Origin of the sequence: Allobosea sp. OAE752 (assembly GCF_050433265.1) — a bacterium.
GTDB classification, from domain to species: Bacteria; Pseudomonadota; Alphaproteobacteria; order Rhizobiales; family Beijerinckiaceae; genus Allobosea; species Allobosea spartocytisi.
In genome coordinates this window covers 388,963-407,090 of sequence record NZ_JBNPXO010000001.1, presented here as the reverse complement: position 1 = coordinate 407,090, position 18,128 = coordinate 388,963, and the positions used below count along the sequence as shown (strand labels likewise).

Below are 18,128 nucleotides of genomic sequence, written 5' to 3'. Positions count from 1 at the left end.
GGGTCAAGCCCGGGATGACGGCGCGGTTCATGTGAAATCGAGGACATCGATCGCCATGCGTCCGGATGAGCGCTCGGCGGTTGCGGGGGAGTGCGTGGATATGACGGGGCAGCTCTGTGACAGGCTGGAGGCGGCGCCGGTCCTGCCGGCGAAGGCCAAGGCCGAGACGCTGCTCGCGCGCGAGCTGATCGAGCGCCTCCATGACGAAGCGGCGGCGGAAGCCCTGCAGGCGCATTTCGCCGCTCATCCGCGCTCGGTGGCGCTGGTGGCGGGTATCCTCGCCCATTCCCCCTTCCTCACCCAGGTGATGCGCTTCGATCCCGCCGGCCTGCTCGCCAGTTTGACGGAAGCGCCGGAGGCGCGTCGCGACATGCTTCTCGCCGGCATGGCCGCATTCGGTGCGGGCGGCTGCGAGACGGCCGATCTGATGCGAGAGTTACGCCGCTTCCGCCGCGCCATGGCGCTGCTGATCGCGCTCGCCGATATCGGCGGCGTCTGGGACGTTGAGACGGTGACGGCGGCGCTGACCGCCACCGCCGACATGGCCACGAAACTCGCCACCGACCACGTCCTGCGTCAGGCCGCCGATCTCGGCCGGATCAACCTCGCCGATCCCGCCAATCCCGGTCTCGGTTCCGGCCTCGTCGTCCTGGCGCTCGGCAAGCACGGCGCCGGCGAGCTGAACTACTCCTCCGACATCGACATCGTCGTGTTCTTCGATCCCGAGGCGGCGGAGGCGGCCGGCGTGGGCGAGCCGTCGAGTTTCTTCGTCAAGATCACTCAGCAGATCGCCCGCATCATCCAGGAGCGCACGCCGGACGGTTATGTCTTCCGCGTCGATCTGCGCCTGAGGCCGGACCCTGCCTCGACCCATGTCGCCGTCTCGCTGCCCTCGGCCTATTCCTATTACGAGACGGTCGGCCAGAACTGGGAACGCGCCGCCATGATCAAGGCGCGGCCCATCGCCGGCGACATCGCGCTCGGCCAGCGCTTCCTTGGCGATCTCGCCCCCTTCATCTGGCGCAAATATTTCGACTTCGCGACCATCGCCGACATCCATGCGATGAAGCGCCAGATCCAGACGGTGAAGGGCCACGAGACCATCGCCGTCGCCGGTCACAATGTGAAGCTCGGCCGCGGCGGCATCCGCGAGATCGAGTTCTTCGTCCAGACCCAGCAGCTCGTCTTCGGCGGCCGACGCCCGGCTCTGCGCGGCCCGCGCACGCTCGACATGCTCGGGGAATTGACGAACGAAGGCTGGATCACGCCGCAGGCGCGCGATGAGCTCTCGGAATCCTATCGCTGGCTGCGCACCGTCGAGCACCGTCTGCAGATGCGTGACGACGAGCAGACCCAGACCTTGCCCAAGGCCGCCGGCGAGCTCGACGCCTTCGCCCGCTTCTGCGGCTATGCCAATGCCGCGGCCTTCGGCAAGGCGCTGACCGCTCATGCGAAGCGCATCGAGGGGCACTACGCCCTGTTGTTCGAGGAGGGGCCGAGTCTTGCCGCCGAAGCCGGCACGCTGAGCTTCACCGGCTCGGAGCCCGATCCGGAGACCATGACCACGCTGGGCAAGCTCGGCTTCCGCGATGCCCTGACCGCGGCCGAGACGGTGCGCGGCTGGCATTTCGGCCGTCGCCCGGCCGTCACCAGCGCCCGCGCCCGCGAGGTGCTGACGGAGCTCACGCCGGCCCTGCTGGTCGCGCTCGGCCGCACTGCCGATCCCGATGGTGCGCTCGCCCATCTCGACAACGCCTTCGTCCGGATGCCGGCGGCCATCGAGCTGCTGACGCTATTGCGCTCGCATGATTCCCTGCTGACGCTTTTCGCGGAAATCCTCGGCAGCGCACCACGTCTCGCCAAGGTCGCGGCTTTGCACCCGCATGTTCTGGACGGCGTCATCGATCCGGCCTTCGGTCAGGCGGTGGTCGATGTCGCGGCGCTGGAAGGGCGCATCCGCAACTATGTCGGCTCGCCGCCGCCCAGCGTCGAGGACGGGCTCGACCGTTTGCGCGACGCGGCGCGGCAGGAGAATTTCCTGGTCGGCGCGCGGCTTCTTTCCGGCGTCTACCCGGCGCAAGGGGCGGGGCAGGCCTATTGCGCCGTGGCGGAAGCCTGCCTGCGCGTCGCCTTTGCCGATACGCGCACGGCCTTTGCGGCGGATCACGGGGTGATCGAAGGAGCCGAGACTGTCGTGCTCGGGCTTGGACGGCTCGGCGCGGGCGAACTGACGCCCTCATCCGATCTCGATCTGATCCTGCTATACGACCGGCCGGACGATGCCGGGCCAAGCGACGGCGCCAGGAGCCTCGATCCGGTGACCTGGCATGTCCGTTTCACCCAGCGCCTCGTCGCGGCGCTGACCGTGCCGACGCGGCGCGGCACGCTCTATCAGGTCGACATGCGCCTGCGCCCGACCGGCAACAAGAGCCCGGCTGCGACCCAGTTCGCCGGTTTCGAGAGCTATCATAGGGGCGAGGCCGAGATCTGGGAGGAGATGGCGCTGACGCGCGCCCGCGTCGTCGCCGGCGATGCCGGATTGGCAAGGCGCGCCGAAGCCTCGATCCGCGCGATCCTCTCCCGCAAGCGCGAGCCTGCCAAGGTCGCGGCCGCCGTCGCCGAGATGCGGGCGCTGATCGCCAGGGAAAAGGGCGAGAAGGACCCCTGGGATCTGAAGCTCGCCGCCGGCGGCATCACCGATCTCGACTTCCTCGCCCAGTTCCTGCTGCTCGCCTATGCCAGCGAGCATCCATCGCTGATCGTCAACGATACGGCGTCCGTCTTCGCAGCCGCGCGTGCTGCGGGATTGCTTTCGGAGGCCGATGCCTCGGCCCTGCTGGAGGCGCATCGCCTGATCGGCGACGTTCAGCTCTGGCAGCGCTTCACGGTCGAGGAAGCCTTCGACCCCAAGGCCGTGCCGGCCCGCGTGCTGCGGCGGATCGCGACGGCCGTCGGGCGGCCGGATGCCAAGGTGCTCAAGGCGGAGCTGGATGAGGTGAGGGGCGGCGTCCGGGCCATCTTCACCCGTGTGCTGGGGCAGGCGCGGGCCTAAGGCGTCATTCTCGGGCTCGCGCCTGCGGCATACCCAGGAATGAGGTGACCTACGCCGCCTGCGCCGTGACCCGCCCGACCCCGCCGTCGAGCGGCAGGTGGACCATCACGATGGTGCCCGCGCCGATGGCGGAGCGCAGCCTGAGCGAGCCGCCATGCAGTTCCGTGAGCGAGCGGGCGATGGCAAGTCCAAGGCCCGAGCCCTTGTAGCTGCGCACCAGATCGCCCTCGACCTGCTCGAAGGGGCGGCCGACCCGGTCGATCTTCTCTTTGGGGATGCCGATGCCGGTATCCTCGATGAAGATGTTGAGGGCGCCCGGCACATGGCGGGTGCGCACCGCGATGCGCCCGCCTTCCGGCGTGAACTTGACGGCGTTGTCGAGCAAATTGCCGAGGATCTGGTAGAGCGCGTGCGGATCGGCGTCGATATGGGTGGCGGTCGGTCCTTCGAGGGTGAAGGAGAGCTGCTTGCGCTCCAGTTCCGGCTGGACCTTGCGGATGGCCTCGTCGAGCACCGGGCCGAGCGAAATCTCGCTGCGCTCCAGCCGCATCTTGCCGGATTCGATGCGCGACATGTCGAGGACATCGTCGATGATCCCGAGCAGATAACCGCCGCTGGAGCGGATGTCGCGGACATAGTCGGTATATTTGTCGCAGAGCGGGCCGAACATCTCGTTCTCCATGATCTCGGAGAAGCCGATGATGGCGTTGAGCGGCGTGCGCAGCTCATGGCTCATATTGGCGAGGAATTCGGACTTGGCGCGGTTGGCGCTCTCGGCCGCGGCCTTCTGCTCCAGATAGCGCTCGGCGAGGTCGGCGAGCTGCTGGGCCTGCGCTTCCAGCTTCTGGCGCGAGGCCTTGAGGTCGGTGACATGCATCAGGAGCTGGTGCTCGGACTGCGTCAGCCGCTCTTCCTGCTGCTTGAGCTTGGTGATGTCGGTGCCGACCGAGACCGAGCCGCCATCCTTGGTGCGCCGCCCGTTGATCTGCAGCCAGCGCCCATCGGAAAGGCGGGCTTCGTAGGAGGCCGCGCCGCGCTGCGCGCGCATCGGCTCGCGGTCGATATGGGGCTGGGCGCTCATCGCCATGATCTCGTCATGGCTGGTGCCGGGTTGCAGCGCCTCGGGCGAGAGCTGGTGGAGCTGCTGGTATTTCGCGTTGCAGAGCACGATCCGGTTTTCCGAATCCCAAAGCACGAAGGCTTCCGAGATCGCCTCGACCGCGTCGCGCAGGCGGGCATCGGCGGTGGCGGTGCGCTCGGCCATGCGGCGCTGCTCGGAGATGTCGACGACGATGCCAACGAGATGATGCGAGTGGGTGCGGCGATCGACGACGAGCTCGGCGCGGGCCTTCAGCCAGATCCACTCGCCATGGACGTTGCGGACCCGGAAATCCTGGTCGATATGGCTGGTCTCGCCGCGGCTGATCGCATCGGCCAGGGCGTAGAGATCGACATCCTCGTGATGGATGAAGCTCATCACCTCGCCGAAGGACATGTATTCGCCGCGGCGGTCGTAGCCGAGCAGGGCGTACATCGAATCCGACCAGTAGATGCGGCCGCGCGCGAGGTCCCAGTCCCACAGGCCGCAATGGCCGCGATTGAGCGCGGTGTCGATGCGCTCGCGCACGCAGTCGCAATCCTGATCGGCGGCGCTGGCGCGCTTCGACTGCAGCATGAAGGCGAGCGTCGTCATCGCCAGGACGAGGCCGGCGGAGCCGAAGAGGATGGTGAGGCTGTTGCGCCGGTCCTGCCAGATCGAGAGGGCGCGCGAGACGGGTTGGAGCACCGCCACCTGCCCGAGCGGGCCTGCGAGGTTGCGGACGATGGCGAGGACCTCGGGGCCGCCGGGCGGGGTGATGCGCATCACGCCGGCGCGGTCGCCGAACACGGTGAGCGGCTGGGCCTGGCCGAGGAAGTCGACCAGTGTGCGCGGCGTCTGGCCGATCGCGGGTTCGCTGGCGAGGACGCGGCCGTCGGCGCCGCTGACATGGACGATGCGGCCATGGGGGGCGAGGTGCTTCGAGGCGATCGTCGCGAGAACGGCGGTCGGCTCCTTGCCGGATTGCGTGCCGTTGTCGAGCTCGCGGGCGATCAGTGCCGAGATCACCTCCATCTCGCCCGTGGCGTTGATCAGCGCGTCGTCGCGCAGGGCCGCCGTCTGGATGGCGGCGCCGGCGCTGAGGATGACGATGAAGAGGCCGACGAGCACGGGGATCGCCGTGCGGAAGGTGGGCTCGAAGCTCTCGAAACGCTGATACAACGGATGGGTCAGCGACCGTGCTACACCCAGAATCGTATCGGCGCGCGCAGATGCGCACTCCGCGTTGGCACGCGACATGCCCGGTCCCCCTTCGGATACTTTACCGACAGTAAGATCGGGAGACGTGCCGCATCCCCGCGAATCACCGTCAGTTGAATCTGCGCGACTCGATTTGTCTAGCTCTGAGTTGAGTCAAGGCAGCAGAATTCGCCTTCTGGTTGTGGCGAATATGCGAATGAATCTTGTGCGGGTAATCGAACGTTAACCTTTTGGGCGAGGCGTCGTTAACGACTCGCCAAGGCGTCATTCTCGGGTGGAGCGAAGCACACACCCGAGAAGTACGGGACCAGACAACGCGCGTTCCAGAGCACTCCGGTTTAAGGGATGCTCGGGTCAAGCCCGAGCATGACGGAGCCCTTTTACGCCAACGCCCTTTCGGCGATGTCGGAGACGTCGCGCGACAGGTTCGGCGTGCGCGCCACCATGCCGAGTGCCTCCTGCGCCAGGCGCCGGCGGCCAGGTTCCAGCATGCGCCAGCTCTTGAACGAGCCGAGCAGGCGCGAGGCGACCTGCGGGTTCGTCCGGTCCAGCGCCACGACGATGTCGGCGACGAAGCCGTAGCCCTCGCCATCGGCCCGGTTGAACTGGGTCAGGTTGGCAGCGAAGCCGCCGATCAGCGCGCGCACGCGGTTCGGGTTGCCGAGCGAGAAGGCCGGGTGCTGCATCAGGCGCTTCACCCGCTCCAGCGTCTCCGGCTCGGCGATCAGGGCCTGCGCCATCAGCCACTTGTCGAGGACCAGCGGCTCGCCCGCATAGGCTTGCGCGAAGCGTGTGACGAGCTGCTCGCGCCGCTCGCCGGGGATCAGCGTCATCGCGGCCATCGCCGCCAGCCGGTCGGTCAGGTTGTCGCCCGTCTCGAATTGCTGCTCGCACAGCGCCGCGCCGTCCTCCGGCGCCGCCAGCGCGGTAAGCCCGAGCAGTTCGTTGCGCAGCGCGCGCCGGCCTGCCGAGGCGGCATCCGCCTTGTAGGGGCCTTTCGTCGCCAGGGCTTGCCGCAAGCCGGGCAGCCGCGGCAGCAGCGTTGTCCCGATGGCGGTCGACAGGGCGCGGTGGGCGGCGAAGATCGCATCCGGATCGACATCCCTGCCGATCTCGCGGGCGATGTCGGCCGGCGCCGGCAGGCGCAGCACCTGCGCCGCGAAGGCAGGGTCCGCCAGCGCATCCGCCTGCAGGAAGCCGTCGAGCGCCCGGCCGAGTTCGGCGGCGGTTGCGGGGAGCGTGCCAGAGTCGGTGCCCGGCCTGCCGGCGGTGACGAGAGCGCGCGTCGCGATGCTCTGCAAGGCCTGCCAGCGGTTGAAGGAATCGCTGTCGGCCGAGAATTGCCTGATGAGATCGGCGTCCGAGAGGTCGAGCTCCAGCCGCGCCGGCGCGGAGAAGCCGCGCAGCAGCGAGGGGATCGGCGGCTCGGCGATGCCGTCGAAGCTGATCGAGAGCGAGGGGCCGTCGAGGATGACAAGTCCGTCCCCGGTATAGGCATTGGACTGCGTCTTGAGCGGCAGGTCGCCCTGGCTGCCGACCAGCCCGAGCTTGATCGGCAGCACCATCGGCTGCTTCTCGCTCTGGCCCGGCGTCGGCGGCGTGCTCTGTGCCAGGTCGAGCGTATAGCGCTGCGCCGCGGCGTCGTAACGGCCGGAGGCGACGATAGTCGGCGTGCCCGCCTGCTCGTACCACCTGGCGAAATGGTCGAGGTTCTGGCCGGAGGTCTCGGCGAAGCAGGCCAGGAATTCCTCGATCGTCGCCGCGGTGCCGTCGCAGCGCTCGAAATAGAGGTCCATGCCGCGCTTGAAGGCGTCGTCGCCGATCAGCACCTTGAGCATGCGGATGACCTCCGCGCCCTTCTCGTAGACCGTCGGCGTGTAGAAGTTGTTGATTTCCTTGTAGGCGCGCGGCCGCACCGGATGGGCGAGGGGGCCGGCATCCTCCGAGAACTGGGTCGAGCGCAGCGTGCGGACATCGGCGATGCGCTTCACCGGACGCGAGCGCTCGTCGGAAGAGAATTCCTGGTCGCGGAAGACGGTGAGTCCTTCCTTCAGGCAGAGCTGGAACCAGTCGCGGCAGGTGACGCGGTTGCCGGTCCAGTTGTGGAAATACTCATGCGCGATGATCGCCTCGATCGAGGCGTAGTCGCCGTCGGTCGCGGTCTGCGGATCGGCCAGGACGTATTTGTCGTTGAAGATGTTGAGGCCCTTGTTCTCCATCGCCCCCATGTTGAAATCCGACACGGCGACGACGTTGAACACGTCGAGATCGTAGTTGCGGCCGAAGACCTGCTCGTCCCAGCGCATGCAGCGCACGAGCGAATCCAGAGCCCAGCCGGCGCGATCGGCCTTGCCGGGCTCGACATAGACGGCGAGCTCGACCTTGTGGCCGTCGGCGGTGACGTAATCCTGCCGGACATGGTCGAGCGCCCCGCCGACCAGCGCGAAGAGATAGGCCGGCTTGGGATGCGGGTCGTGCCACATCGCGAAATGCCGGTCGCTGCCCGGCACCTCGCCGGTGGCGACGAGGTTGCCGTTGGAGAGCAGCACGGGCGCCTCTGCCTTCGCCGCCTCCAGCCGGACCGTATAGACGCTCATCACGTCCGGCCGGTCGAGGAAATAGGTGATGCGGCGGAAGCCATCCGCCTCGCACTGTGTGCAGTAAACCTTGGAGGAACGGTAGAGCCCCATCAGCTTGGTATTCGCGGAAGGGTCGGTCTCGGTCTCGACGGTCAGGGTGAAGCCGCCCCGCGGCGGCGCGTGGAGCGTCAGCGTCTGCGGCGTGGCCGTATAGGCAGAAGCGTCCAGCGGCGTGCCGTCGAGGCTGATCGTTTTCAGGACGAGTTCGTCGCCGTCCAGTACCAGCGGTGCGTCGGTTTGCCCGGTCGGATTCGGGCGCAAGGCCAAAAGCGAGCGGATCCGCGTTTTCGTCGGGTGCAGGCCGATGTCGAGATCGACCGTGTCGATCAGCCAGTCGGACGGGCGGTAATCCTCGAGGCGGATCAGCGGAGCATCTTCGGTACGCATGGAAACCCTGATGGCGGAGGTCAGGGAGTGTTTCTAGAGCATGCCGGCTTGGGATGGAAACACGGCCGTCATGCTCGGGCTTGACCCGAGCATCTCGTGACGAAATGGCCTTCCGTGCCCTTTTCGACCGGAGATTCTCGGATCTGCGCCGCGCTCCGCCCGAGAATGACGGCGGGAGCGCTTCACGCCACCGGCGAAACCGCCGGCTCGGCATGGCTGACCAGCCGGCAGACCTGCGGCCGCGCGATCCGCACGGCACGCTCGATCGCGTCGACGGCGTCATGCACAGCGGCGACGTCGAGCGCCGGGTCGACGCGGCAATGATAGTTCACCACCAGCCCCTTCGCTGTCTGCCGCACGCGCACGCTGTGGATGTCGTGGATCGGCCCGGCGAGCTTCGTTGCCTCACTCGCCAGCGCCTTGCCGATATCCTCGACCGTCTCCCAGGCGGCGTTGTGGCCGGCGGGCTGGCCGGTCTCCATCGGCTCGATATGGGTTTCGACCTCGGTCTCGCCGCCGAATTCGGCCCGGATGGCGCTTTCCAGCCGCGTTGCGATCTCATGCGCGTCGCTGAGCGGCAGGCTCTGGTCCACCTCCATATCGAGGCTGACCGAGAGCTTGTCGCCGATGCTGTGAACGGTGACGTGATGGACCGGGATCTTGAGCTTGAGCGCGATCAGGAGCACCCGCTCCAGCGCCGTCTCGTCGTCGACCTGCACCGGATCGGCGGTGATGGTGATCTCGGAGCCCGGTTCGACCTGCACCAGGGCGTTGGAAAGCTGGGCCTTGATCGCGGTGACGCGCTCGAGCGGCAGCGTGCGCGAAACGCCGATGCCGATCTCGCCATGGATGCGCCCGCCGGCCGGGCGGACCCTGAGCCAGTTGATCCCCACCACGCCCGGCACGCCGCGCGCGGCCTCGCGCAATTTCTCGCTCACGCCTTCCGGCGCCGTGTCCATCAGCGTGTCCAGAACGCGCCGGGCGAGGCGAAAGGCCGAGTAGGCCGTATAGGCCGCGATGGCGAAGGCGGCGACGGTGTCGGCCCGCTCGAAGCCGTACCAGACGCCGATGAGTCCGACCAGCACCAGCGCCGAGCCGACGAAATCGGCCGAGAAATGCGTGGCCTCGCCGGCGAGCGCCTCGCTGCCGGTTTCCCTGGCGACCTTGGTCAGCGAACGCCAGCGGATCGCATCGACCGTCATCGACAGCACCAGCACGCCGATGACGAGCGGCGTCACCGAGACATGCTCGATCAGGTTGTTCCACAGCCGGTTGCCGGCCTCCCAGAGGATCGCGCCGGCGAGCGTGAACAGGATCGCGGTCTCGACCAGCGCGGCGAGCGCCTCGACCTTGCCATGGCCGTAATGATGCTCATCGTCGGCCGGCTTGTCGGAGGCGCGCACGGCGAACCAGGTGAACAGCGTCGAGCCGACATCGATCAGCCCTTGCAACGCGTCGGTGAGCAAGGCGAGCGAGCCGGAGAGAATGGCGCCGACGATCTTCGCCGCGGTGAGCAGAATGGTTGCCATCACCGAGAGGATTGCCGCACGCTGCTTGATCTGGGCGATCTGGGCAGGCGTTGCGCGCTCAGGCGGTGCCGTCACCGGTCCGTCTTGCGTTGTGGTCATGGCTCGTCCTGCTTGGCGCCCCTTGGAACCCGGAAGCTCTTGCCCGAATGAGGGAACGGATCAACCCTCTTCCTGCTCAACGAGGATGAACGATGCGATATCTCCACACCATGGTCCGCGTGACCGATCTCGATCAGGCGCTGGATTTCTACGTCAACAAGTTCGGCATGGTCGAAACCCGCCGGATCGAAAACGAGAAGGGGCGCTTCACCCTGGTCTTCCTCGCCGCTTCCGACGATCTGGCCGAGGCGAAGGCCGGCGCCTCGCGTGGCCGCCCGACGCTGGAACTGACCTATAACTGGGATCCGGAAACCTATACGGGCGGTCGCAATTTCGGCCATCTCGCCTATGAGGTCGACGACATCTACGCGACCTGCGACAAGCTGATGAAGGCCGGGGTCACGATCAACCGCCCGCCGCGCGACGGCAACATGGCCTTCATCCGCTCGCCCGACAACATTTCGATCGAATTGCTCCAGAAGGGCGACCCCAAGCCGCCGTCGGAGCCCTGGGCGAGCATGCCGAACACCGGGAGCTGGTGAGGAGTCAGCCGACGTTTGATGGGTGATAGCCTCCATGATATCATCCGATGATATCATGGAGGCTCCGATGGGCATTCTTGTCCGGGACCCGAAGATCGACCGCATGGTCCGCGAGCTCGCCGAGCGTGACGGCATCAGCTTGCAGGCCGCGATCGGCATGGCCGTCGAGCGCGAATTGAAGCGTCGCGACGAGAGGCGCCGACAAATCGAAGAGGCGACCCGCAAGGCGCAGGAGAAGCTGGCCGCCTATCCAACGGTCGATGACGGCTTGACGCATAAGGAATTCTTCGACCGCGAATATGGCGACGCCTGATGTTTCTGGATGCATCGGTCATCGTGGCCAATCTGCTCGAGGAGGCGGAGGCCGTTGCGATCAGGGAGGCTCTGTTCGACGAGAACGAACTGGTCACCTCGCCGCTTGCGATGTTCGAGGCGTCGACCCGTCTTGCGGCGGTGAAGCGCTTCAGCATCGATGACGGGTATCGGGTGGTTCAGGCCTTCATGGAGGATGCGAACGTCCGTGTTGCCGCGATCGATGCGGAGGTCGGCCGGATCGCACATCATTGTGCTGGCCTTTATCATCATTCGACGGGCCATCCCGCGCGTCTGAACATGGGTGACTGCTTCGCCTACGCTTCGGCTCGCGCGGCGAGCCTCAAGCTTGCCTACAAGGGCGACGACTTCATCCACACCGATATCGAAGGTCAGCGCTTTGGCTCCTGAACCCGCGCGCGCCGGCGTCTTCTGCCTGGGCATCGCGACGCTCGACTATGTCTACAGCGTCGAGACCATGCCGACGCGGGGCGAGAAATACCGCTCGCGCGGTCTCGCCGTGGTCGGTGGCGGCTGCGCCGGCAATGCCTCGGTCGCCATCGCGCGCCTCGGCGGGGCCTGCTGGCTGGCGACGCGCCTCGCCGATGATTTCACCGGCGACCGCATCGTCGCCGACCTGAACGCCGAGGGCGTCGACACCGCTTTCGCGCGCCGTGTCGCCGGCCTGACCTCGCCGGTTTCGGCCATCCTGATCGATGCGCAGGGCGAGCGCATGGTGATCTCCCATTCCGATCCGGCGATGCCGGAGGATGCCGGCTGGCTGCCGCGCAGCCTTCCGGAGGGCGCTGGCGCGGTGCTTGCCGATACGCGCTGGGGAGAGGGGGCTCTCGCGGCCCTGAAGCTGGCGCGCCAGGCCGGCGTGCCGGGCGTCCTCGACGGCGACCGCAGGCCGCCCCACCCCGATCTCGTCGCGACGGCGAGCCATGTCGCCTTCAGCCAGCAGGCCTTGCGCGAGATATCGGGTGAGGAGGACCCTCGTCTCGGCCTCGCCAGGATGGCGCAGGGCGCGCCGAGCTGGCTCGCGGTAACGCTCGGCAAGGAGGGCGTGCTCCACTGGGACGGCGAAATCCGCCGCAGCCCGGCCTTCGCGGTCGAGACCGTCGATACGCTGGGGGCTGGCGATGTCTGGCATGGCGCCTTCGCGCTGGCGCTGGCGGAAGGCCGCGACGAGGTGGCCGCGATCCGTTTCGCATCGGCCGCGGCTGCCATCAAATGCACCCGCTTCGGTGGCCGCGATGGCGCGCCGAGCCGGGACGAGGTGGAGCGCTTCCTGGCCGGGGAAAGTTGATGCCCAATCCGTGCTCAATCCCTGCCTGAAATTGAGGCGAACGGGATTGGTGGAGGACTTGCCCAACAATAAGGCAGGCGGAAGATAGGCGGCTGCGTTGCTGGAGTCCCGATGTTCGCACCGTCCGTTCCTGCCGCTGTCGATCTGACACTGCCGGCCTATGTCCGTGCGGATGGCGGGGTGCGGCTGCGCTTCGGCCGAACCGGAACCCGTACGCAAAGGCTCGCTTTGGCTGAATCCGGCGGCTATCGGGCCCGTTTTCCCGACACCTTCGACGACGCTTGCGAGGCGGTGCTGATCAATACCGGCGGCGGCATGGCCGGCGGCGACCGCATGCGGGTCGAGGCCGTGCTCGAGGCCGGCGGCGACGCCGTCATCGCCACGCAAGCCGCCGAGAAAATCTATCGTAGCCAGGGCGCGGAAACCCGCATCGAGACAATGCTGTCGGTCGGGGAGGGCGCGAGCCTCGCCTGGATCCCGCAGGAGAGCATCCTGTTCTCCGGCGCCCGCCTCAGCCGCAGCCTGTCGATCGAACTCGCCGCCGACGCCCGGCTGGTCGCTTGCGAATCCGTCTTCTTCGGCCGCAGCGCCATGGGCGAGACGGTCGAGCGCGGCGCCTTGCGGGATCGCTGGCGGGTGCGGCGCGGCGGGCGCCTCGTCTTCGCCGAGGATATGCGGCTGGAGGGCCCGATGGCGCAGTTGCTGGCGCGCCCGGCCATCGGCGCCGGCGCCCGCGCCGCCGCCACGCTGCTCGTCGCTGGCCCCGGTCTCGCGGCGCTTCTGGAGGCGGCGCGCGCCTGCCTGTCGGAGGCTGCCGATGTCGAGGGCGGGGCCGGCATCGTCTCCGAGCTTCTCGTCATCCGCCTCGTCTCTCCCGAGGCCGCGCCCTTGCGTCGTGTGCTCGTCACGCTGCTCGGGCATCTGACCGGTCGTGCGCTGCCGCGCACCTGGTCAACCTAAGGAGAGCCGCATGCTGCCGATCCAGGGTTTGAAGTGCATCTACGACACCGCCGGCCGGAGCTGGTCGATCGAGCTCGTCATCAGGGCCGAGGGCGAGGATGCGCTGCGCCGCTTCGACGTCGACGGGCCGCACGATGCCGAGATGCTGATCGAGGCTTTCGAGGATTCCTCCGTCAGCGTCTTCGACCCCCAGACCGGCGAGATCGTCTTCGGTTACGAATATCTCGACCTCGACCACGAAGATGACGAGGACGAAGCCGATGAGGACGAAGAGGAAGACTCCGAGGACGATTCGGAGGACGATGAAGCCGCTGGAGACGAGAAGGTAAAATCATGAATCTGACGCCGCGCGAAAAGGACAAGTTGCTCGTTGCCATGGCGGCCATGGTCGCACGGCGACGACTCGAGCGCGGCGTCAAGTTGAACTATCCCGAAGCCGTCGCACTCATCACCGACTTCGTCGTCGAGGGTGCGCGCGACGGCAGATCCGTCGCCGAGCTGATGGAGGCCGGCGCGCATGTGATCACGGCCGATCAGGTCATGGACGGCATCGCCGAATTGATCCACGACGTGCAGATCGAGGCGACCTTTCCCGACGGCACCAAGCTCGTCACGGTGCATGAGCCGGTCCGCGGTTCGGCCGGCCGGCTGAAGCCCGGCGAGGTCGTGACGCTGCCTGGCGACCTCGTCATGAACGAGGGCCGCGAGAGCCTGACGCTGACGGTCGCGAACACGGGCGACCGGCCGATCCAGATCGGCTCGCACTACCATTTCTTCGAGGCCAATCCGGCGCTCGCTTTCGAGCGCGACAGGGCGCGGGGCTTCCGGCTCGACATTCCCGCCGGCACGGCGGTGCGCTTCGAACCTGGCCAGACCCGCGAGGTCAGGCTGGTGGCGCTTGCCGGCAAGCGCGAGGTCTATGGTTTCCGCCAGGATGTGATGGGAAAACTGTGAGCGATCAGCCGGACCACAAGCACGATATGTCGGGGCTCGATATTCCGCCGGTGTCGCCGCCATTCGCGGATATGGCGCCGACGGCGGCCCAGATCGGCAAGAAGCGCGGAATCTGCGCGATCAGCGGGCAGGAGACGGCCCGCAAGAATCTGGTCGAGATCGGCACGCTGCGCCCGGCGCTGGTCGAGCATATCCGCGCCGATTTCCCCGATCTGTCAGACCATGCGCTGATCAGCCTGAAGGAGCTGGCGCGCTACCGCACGCGCTATGTCGAGGAGATCCTGCGCGAGGAGCACGGCGAATATTCAGACCTCGACCGAGAGGTTGCCGAAAGCATCGCCCGGCAGGAAACCATCGCCGAGAACGTCGAGGACGATTTCGAGGAGCATCGCACGCTGGGCGAGAAGTTCTCGGACGCTTTGGCGAGCTTCGGCGGCTCCTGGGCCTTCCTCATCAGCTTCGGCGTGGTGCTGTTCGGCTGGATGGCCCTGAACGTCCTGCTCGGCGAAAACAGGGCCTTCGACAGCTATCCCTTCATCCTCCTGAACCTCGTGCTGTCCTGCATTGCCGCGATCCAGGCGCCGATCATCATGATGAGCCAGAAGCGGCAGGAGGCGAAGGACCGCCTGCGTTCGGCCAACGACTATCAGGTCAACCTCAAGGCCGAGCTCGAAATCCGCCATTTGCACGAGAAAATGGACCATCTGATCACGCGGCAGTGGCAGCGCCTCGCCGAGATCCAGCAGGTCCAGCTCGAGATGCTGCAGGACCAGCAGGCCCGGCCCGCGCGGTCGAAGGTCGTGGTCAAGAAGGCGCGCAAGAAGCCGAAGGCCAAGACCAAGGCGAAGCCGGCCGAGCCGACCCTCGAGGCGGAAGCGACCGAGCCGCCCCCCGAGGCCGATTTTTCCCACAAGAACTGAGTCTCAGGCCCGGCGGCCGGTCTTCGATGCCGGCCGTTGCGGCGAATCTTGCATCGCCCGTCATCGACGGTTCTGTCCGATCCCGAGGCTAAGCCCATGCCCTTCACATTCCCGCGCAACGCCTATGCCGCGATGTTCGGCCCCACCACCGGCGACAAGGTGCGCCTCGGCGACACCGATCTGTGGATCGAGGTCGAGAAGGATTTCACCACCTATGGCGAGGAGGTGAAGTTCGGCGGCGGCAAGGTCATCCGCGACGGCATGGGCCAGTCGCAGGTCAGGAACGCCGATGGCGCGGTCGACACCGTCATCACCAACGCGCTGATCCTCGACCATTGGGGCATCGTGAAGGCCGATATCGGCATTGTCGGCGGGCGCATCGTCGCGATCGGCAAGGCCGGAAACCCCGATATCCAGGCCGGCTTCGGCAATTTCGATCCGAGCGAGACGATCATCGTCGGCCCCGGCACCGAGGTCATCGCGGGCGAGGGCAAGATCGTCACGGCCGGCGGCTTCGACAGCCATATCCACTACATCTGCCCGCAGCAGATCGAGCACGCGCTGATGAGCGGGCTCACCACCATGCTGGGCGGCGGCACTGGCCCGGCCCATGGCACGCTGGCGACGACCTGCACCCCCGGCCCCTGGCATCTCGGCCAGATGATCAAGGCCGCCGACGCCTTCCCGATGAACCTCGCCTTCGCCGGCAAGGGCAACGCGGCGCTGCCCGGCGCGCTGGTCGAGATGATCGAGGCCGGCGCCTGCGCCATGAAGCTGCACGAGGACTGGGGCACGACGCCCGCCGCGATCGACAACTGCCTTTCCGTCGCCGACGACTATGACGTGCAGGTGATGATCCACACCGACACGCTGAACGAATCCGGCTTCGTCGAGGACACCATCAAGGCCTTCAAGGGTCGCACCATCCACGCCTTCCACACGGAAGGGGCGGGCGGCGGCCATGCACCCGACATCATGAAGGTGGCGGGGCTGCCCAACGTCCTGCCTTCCTCGACCAATCCGACGCGGCCCTTCACGGTCAATACGCTCGACGAGCATCTCGACATGCTGATGGTCTGCCATCACCTGTCGCCCTCGATCCCCGAGGATCTCGCCTTCGCCGAGAGCCGCATTCGCAAGGAGACCATCGCGGCCGAGGACATCCTGCACGATCTCGGCGCGCTCTCGATGATGTCTTCGGATTCGCAGGCCATGGGCCGCGTCGGCGAGGTCATCACCCGCACCTGGCAGACCGCGCACAAGATGAAGGTCCAGCGCGGGGCGCTGGCGGAGGACGCCGGGACCGGCGCCGACAATTTCCGCGCCAAGCGCTATGTCGCGAAATACACGATCAACCCCGCCATCGCCCATGGCATATCCAGACATATCGGGTCGATCGAGGTGGGCAAGCTCGCCGACCTCGTCATCTGGTCGCCGGCCTTCTTCGCCACCAAGCCCGATCTCATCATCAAGGGCGGCATGATCGCGGCCGCTCCGATGGGGGACCCCAACGCCTCGATCCCAACGCCCCAACCGGTGCATTACCAGCCGATGTTCGGCGCCTTCGGCAAGGCCGTGACCTCGACCTCGCTGCTCTTCGTCTCGCAGGCGGCCATCGCCAACGGGCTGCGGAACAGGCTCGGCACGGACAAGGAGATGGTCGCGGTCGAGAACACCCGTGGCGGCATCTCCAAGAAGAGCATGATCCACAACGACGCCACGCCGGACATCCAGATCGATCCGGAAACCTATGCGGTGGTCGCGGATGGCGAATTGCTGGTCTGCGAGCCCGCGAAGGAACTGCCGCTGGCGCAGCGCTACTTCCTGTTCTGATAAATAAGGCCGTCATTCTCGGGCGAAGCGAAGCGCAGATCCGAGAATCTCCGGACCGTCAGGCCGCGGGAGCCTCCTTTGGCGAAAGATGCGCGGGGCAAGCCCGAGCATGACGCGCGGCATGGTTGCCGCCAGTGCCTGCTCTTGACTTGGTTCGACCATGCCAGTCTTTTCGTCGGCAAAAGAATTTGCCTCGGGAGGACAGGATGACGCGTTTCCACTTCACGACCTTGAGCGCGCTGGCGCTCGCTGCTGCCGTCGTGGTCTCGCCTCAACGGCCTGCCTTTGCGCAGGGACAGGTCACGGTCTATTGCTCGATCCTGGAGGAACAATGCCGCGAGGGCGCGGCAATGTTCGAGAAGGCGACCGGCATCAAGGTCGCGATGATCAGAAAGAGCACCGGCGAGGTTTATGCCCAGGTCAAGGCCGAAGCCAACAACCCTCGCGGCGATGTCTGGTGGGGTGGGCCGGGCGAGCCGCATCTGCAAGCGGCCGAGGAGGGACTGCTCGACGAATACAAATCGCCCAAGCTGCCGGAACTGCATGATTGGGCGCAGCGCCATGCCGAGCAGTCGAAATTCCGCACCAATGCGATTTATCTCGGCGCGCTCGGCATCGGCTACAACAGCGATATTCTCAAGAAGCGCGGCATCGCTGCGCCCAAATGCTGGGCGGATCTGCTCGATGCGGCGTTCCGCGACGAGGTGCAGATCGCCGATCCCAGCTCTTCGGGCACGGCCTATGTCTTCCTGGCGACGACGGTGCAGCGCCTCGGCGAGGAGAAGGGCTTCGAGTTCCTCAAGAGCCTGCACAAGAACATCAGCCAGTACACCAAATCCGGCATCGCGCCGGTGAAGGCGACCGCGCTCGGCGAGACGGCGGTCGGCATCGCCTTCATCCACGACATGCTGACGCAGAAGCTGCAGGGCGCGCCGATCGAGACCGTGGCACCCTGCGAGGGCACCGGCTACGAGACCGGCTCGGTCTCGGTCGTCAAGGGCGGCAAGAACCCGGAGGCCGCACGCAAATTCGTCGATTTCACGCTGTCGCCCGATGCCCAGAACATCAATGCGAGGCTGAAGATCAACTCGATCCCCTCGAACAGGAATGCGCTGCTCTCGCCGGATGCACCGAAGTTCTCGGAGATCAAGCTGATCGACTACGACACGCCGCGCTGGGGCTCACCGGCCGAGCGCTCGCGCCTGCTCAAGAAGTTCGACGCCGAGATCAAGACCTTGCCGCGATAACGCCGCGATGATCCTGAAAGCCTGGTAGCACGAACACGCGTTCGTG

Annotated in this window: 14 protein-coding genes; 11 read left to right on the top strand and 3 right to left on the bottom strand. The window is 66.7% G+C overall.

Annotated elements, in window-relative coordinates:
• Positions 1-100: 100 nt before the first annotated feature.
• Entirely contained in the window at positions 101-3,052 is a 2,952-nt protein-coding gene (locus GGC47_RS01890) for a bifunctional [glutamine synthetase] adenylyltransferase/[glutamine synthetase]-adenylyl-L-tyrosine phosphorylase (protein ID WP_142020298.1), read from the top strand.
• Between the two features lie 49 nt (positions 3,053-3,101).
• Here the strand turns inward: GGC47_RS01890 and GGC47_RS01885 are convergent, their stop codons facing one another.
• The 3 genes from GGC47_RS01885 to GGC47_RS01875 form a co-directional block, all read right to left on the bottom strand.
• Positions 3,102-5,312, bottom strand: a complete 2,211-nt coding sequence (locus tag GGC47_RS01885) for a PAS domain-containing sensor histidine kinase (RefSeq protein WP_248311135.1) — start codon at positions 5,310-5,312, stop codon at positions 3,102-3,104.
• A gap of 419 nt (positions 5,313-5,731) precedes the next feature.
• The gene (gene pepN / locus GGC47_RS01880) at positions 5,732-8,377 is read right to left on the bottom strand and encodes an aminopeptidase N (protein ID WP_142020299.1); all 2,646 of its coding nucleotides are present in this window, start codon (positions 8,375-8,377) and stop codon (positions 5,732-5,734) included.
• Between the two features lie 182 nt (positions 8,378-8,559).
• Positions 8,560-10,005, bottom strand: a complete 1,446-nt coding sequence (locus GGC47_RS01875; protein ID WP_038361470.1) for a cation diffusion facilitator family transporter — start codon at positions 10,003-10,005, stop codon at positions 8,560-8,562.
• A gap of 92 nt (positions 10,006-10,097) precedes the next feature.
• Between GGC47_RS01875 and GGC47_RS01870 the strand changes: the two genes are divergently transcribed.
• The 10 genes from GGC47_RS01870 to GGC47_RS01825 all read left to right on the top strand — a co-directional run bounded on the left by GGC47_RS01870 (position 10,098) and on the right by GGC47_RS01825 (position 18,082).
• The gene (locus GGC47_RS01870) at positions 10,098-10,547 is read left to right on the top strand and encodes a VOC family protein (protein WP_142020300.1); all 450 of its coding nucleotides are present in this window, start codon (positions 10,098-10,100) and stop codon (positions 10,545-10,547) included.
• Positions 10,548-10,614: 67 nt separating this feature from the next.
• Positions 10,615-10,860, top strand: a complete 246-nt coding sequence (locus tag GGC47_RS01865; protein WP_038362486.1) for a type II toxin-antitoxin system VapB family antitoxin — start codon at positions 10,615-10,617, stop codon at positions 10,858-10,860.
• Positions 10,860-11,270 carry a type II toxin-antitoxin system VapC family toxin gene (locus tag GGC47_RS01860; protein WP_142020301.1) on the top strand — a complete coding sequence of 137 codons (411 nt, stop codon included), beginning with the start codon at positions 10,860-10,862 and terminating at the stop codon, positions 11,268-11,270. Before GGC47_RS01865 ends, GGC47_RS01860 begins: the two co-directional genes overlap by 1 nt.
• On the top strand, positions 11,260-12,168 hold the full coding sequence (locus GGC47_RS01855; RefSeq protein ID WP_429066670.1) for a PfkB family carbohydrate kinase: 909 nt from the start codon (positions 11,260-11,262) through the stop codon (positions 12,166-12,168). The genes GGC47_RS01860 and GGC47_RS01855 overlap by 11 nt, the downstream gene beginning before the upstream one ends.
• A gap of 111 nt (positions 12,169-12,279) precedes the next feature.
• Complete coding sequence (locus GGC47_RS01850; RefSeq protein ID WP_142020303.1) at positions 12,280-13,128, top strand: urease accessory protein UreD; 849 nt, start codon at positions 12,280-12,282, stop codon at positions 13,126-13,128.
• A gap of 10 nt (positions 13,129-13,138) precedes the next feature.
• Complete coding sequence (locus GGC47_RS01845; protein WP_142020304.1) at positions 13,139-13,465, top strand: hypothetical protein; 327 nt, start codon at positions 13,139-13,141, stop codon at positions 13,463-13,465.
• Complete coding sequence (locus tag GGC47_RS01840) at positions 13,462-14,082, top strand: urease subunit gamma (RefSeq protein ID WP_142020305.1); 621 nt, start codon at positions 13,462-13,464, stop codon at positions 14,080-14,082. The genes GGC47_RS01845 and GGC47_RS01840 overlap by 4 nt, the downstream gene beginning before the upstream one ends.
• The gene (locus GGC47_RS01835; RefSeq protein ID WP_370953927.1) at positions 14,079-15,002 is read left to right on the top strand and encodes a DUF1003 domain-containing protein; all 924 of its coding nucleotides are present in this window, start codon (positions 14,079-14,081) and stop codon (positions 15,000-15,002) included. Before GGC47_RS01840 ends, GGC47_RS01835 begins: the two co-directional genes overlap by 4 nt.
• 96 nt (positions 15,003-15,098) lie before the next feature.
• Positions 15,099-16,835 carry an urease subunit alpha gene (ureC, locus tag GGC47_RS01830; RefSeq protein ID WP_142020306.1) on the top strand — a complete coding sequence of 579 codons (1,737 nt, stop codon included), beginning with the start codon at positions 15,099-15,101 and terminating at the stop codon, positions 16,833-16,835.
• 206 nt (positions 16,836-17,041) lie between these two features.
• Positions 17,042-18,082, top strand: a complete 1,041-nt coding sequence (locus GGC47_RS01825; RefSeq protein WP_142020307.1) for an ABC transporter substrate-binding protein — start codon at positions 17,042-17,044, stop codon at positions 18,080-18,082.
• The last annotated feature ends 46 nt before the right edge of the window (positions 18,083-18,128 follow it).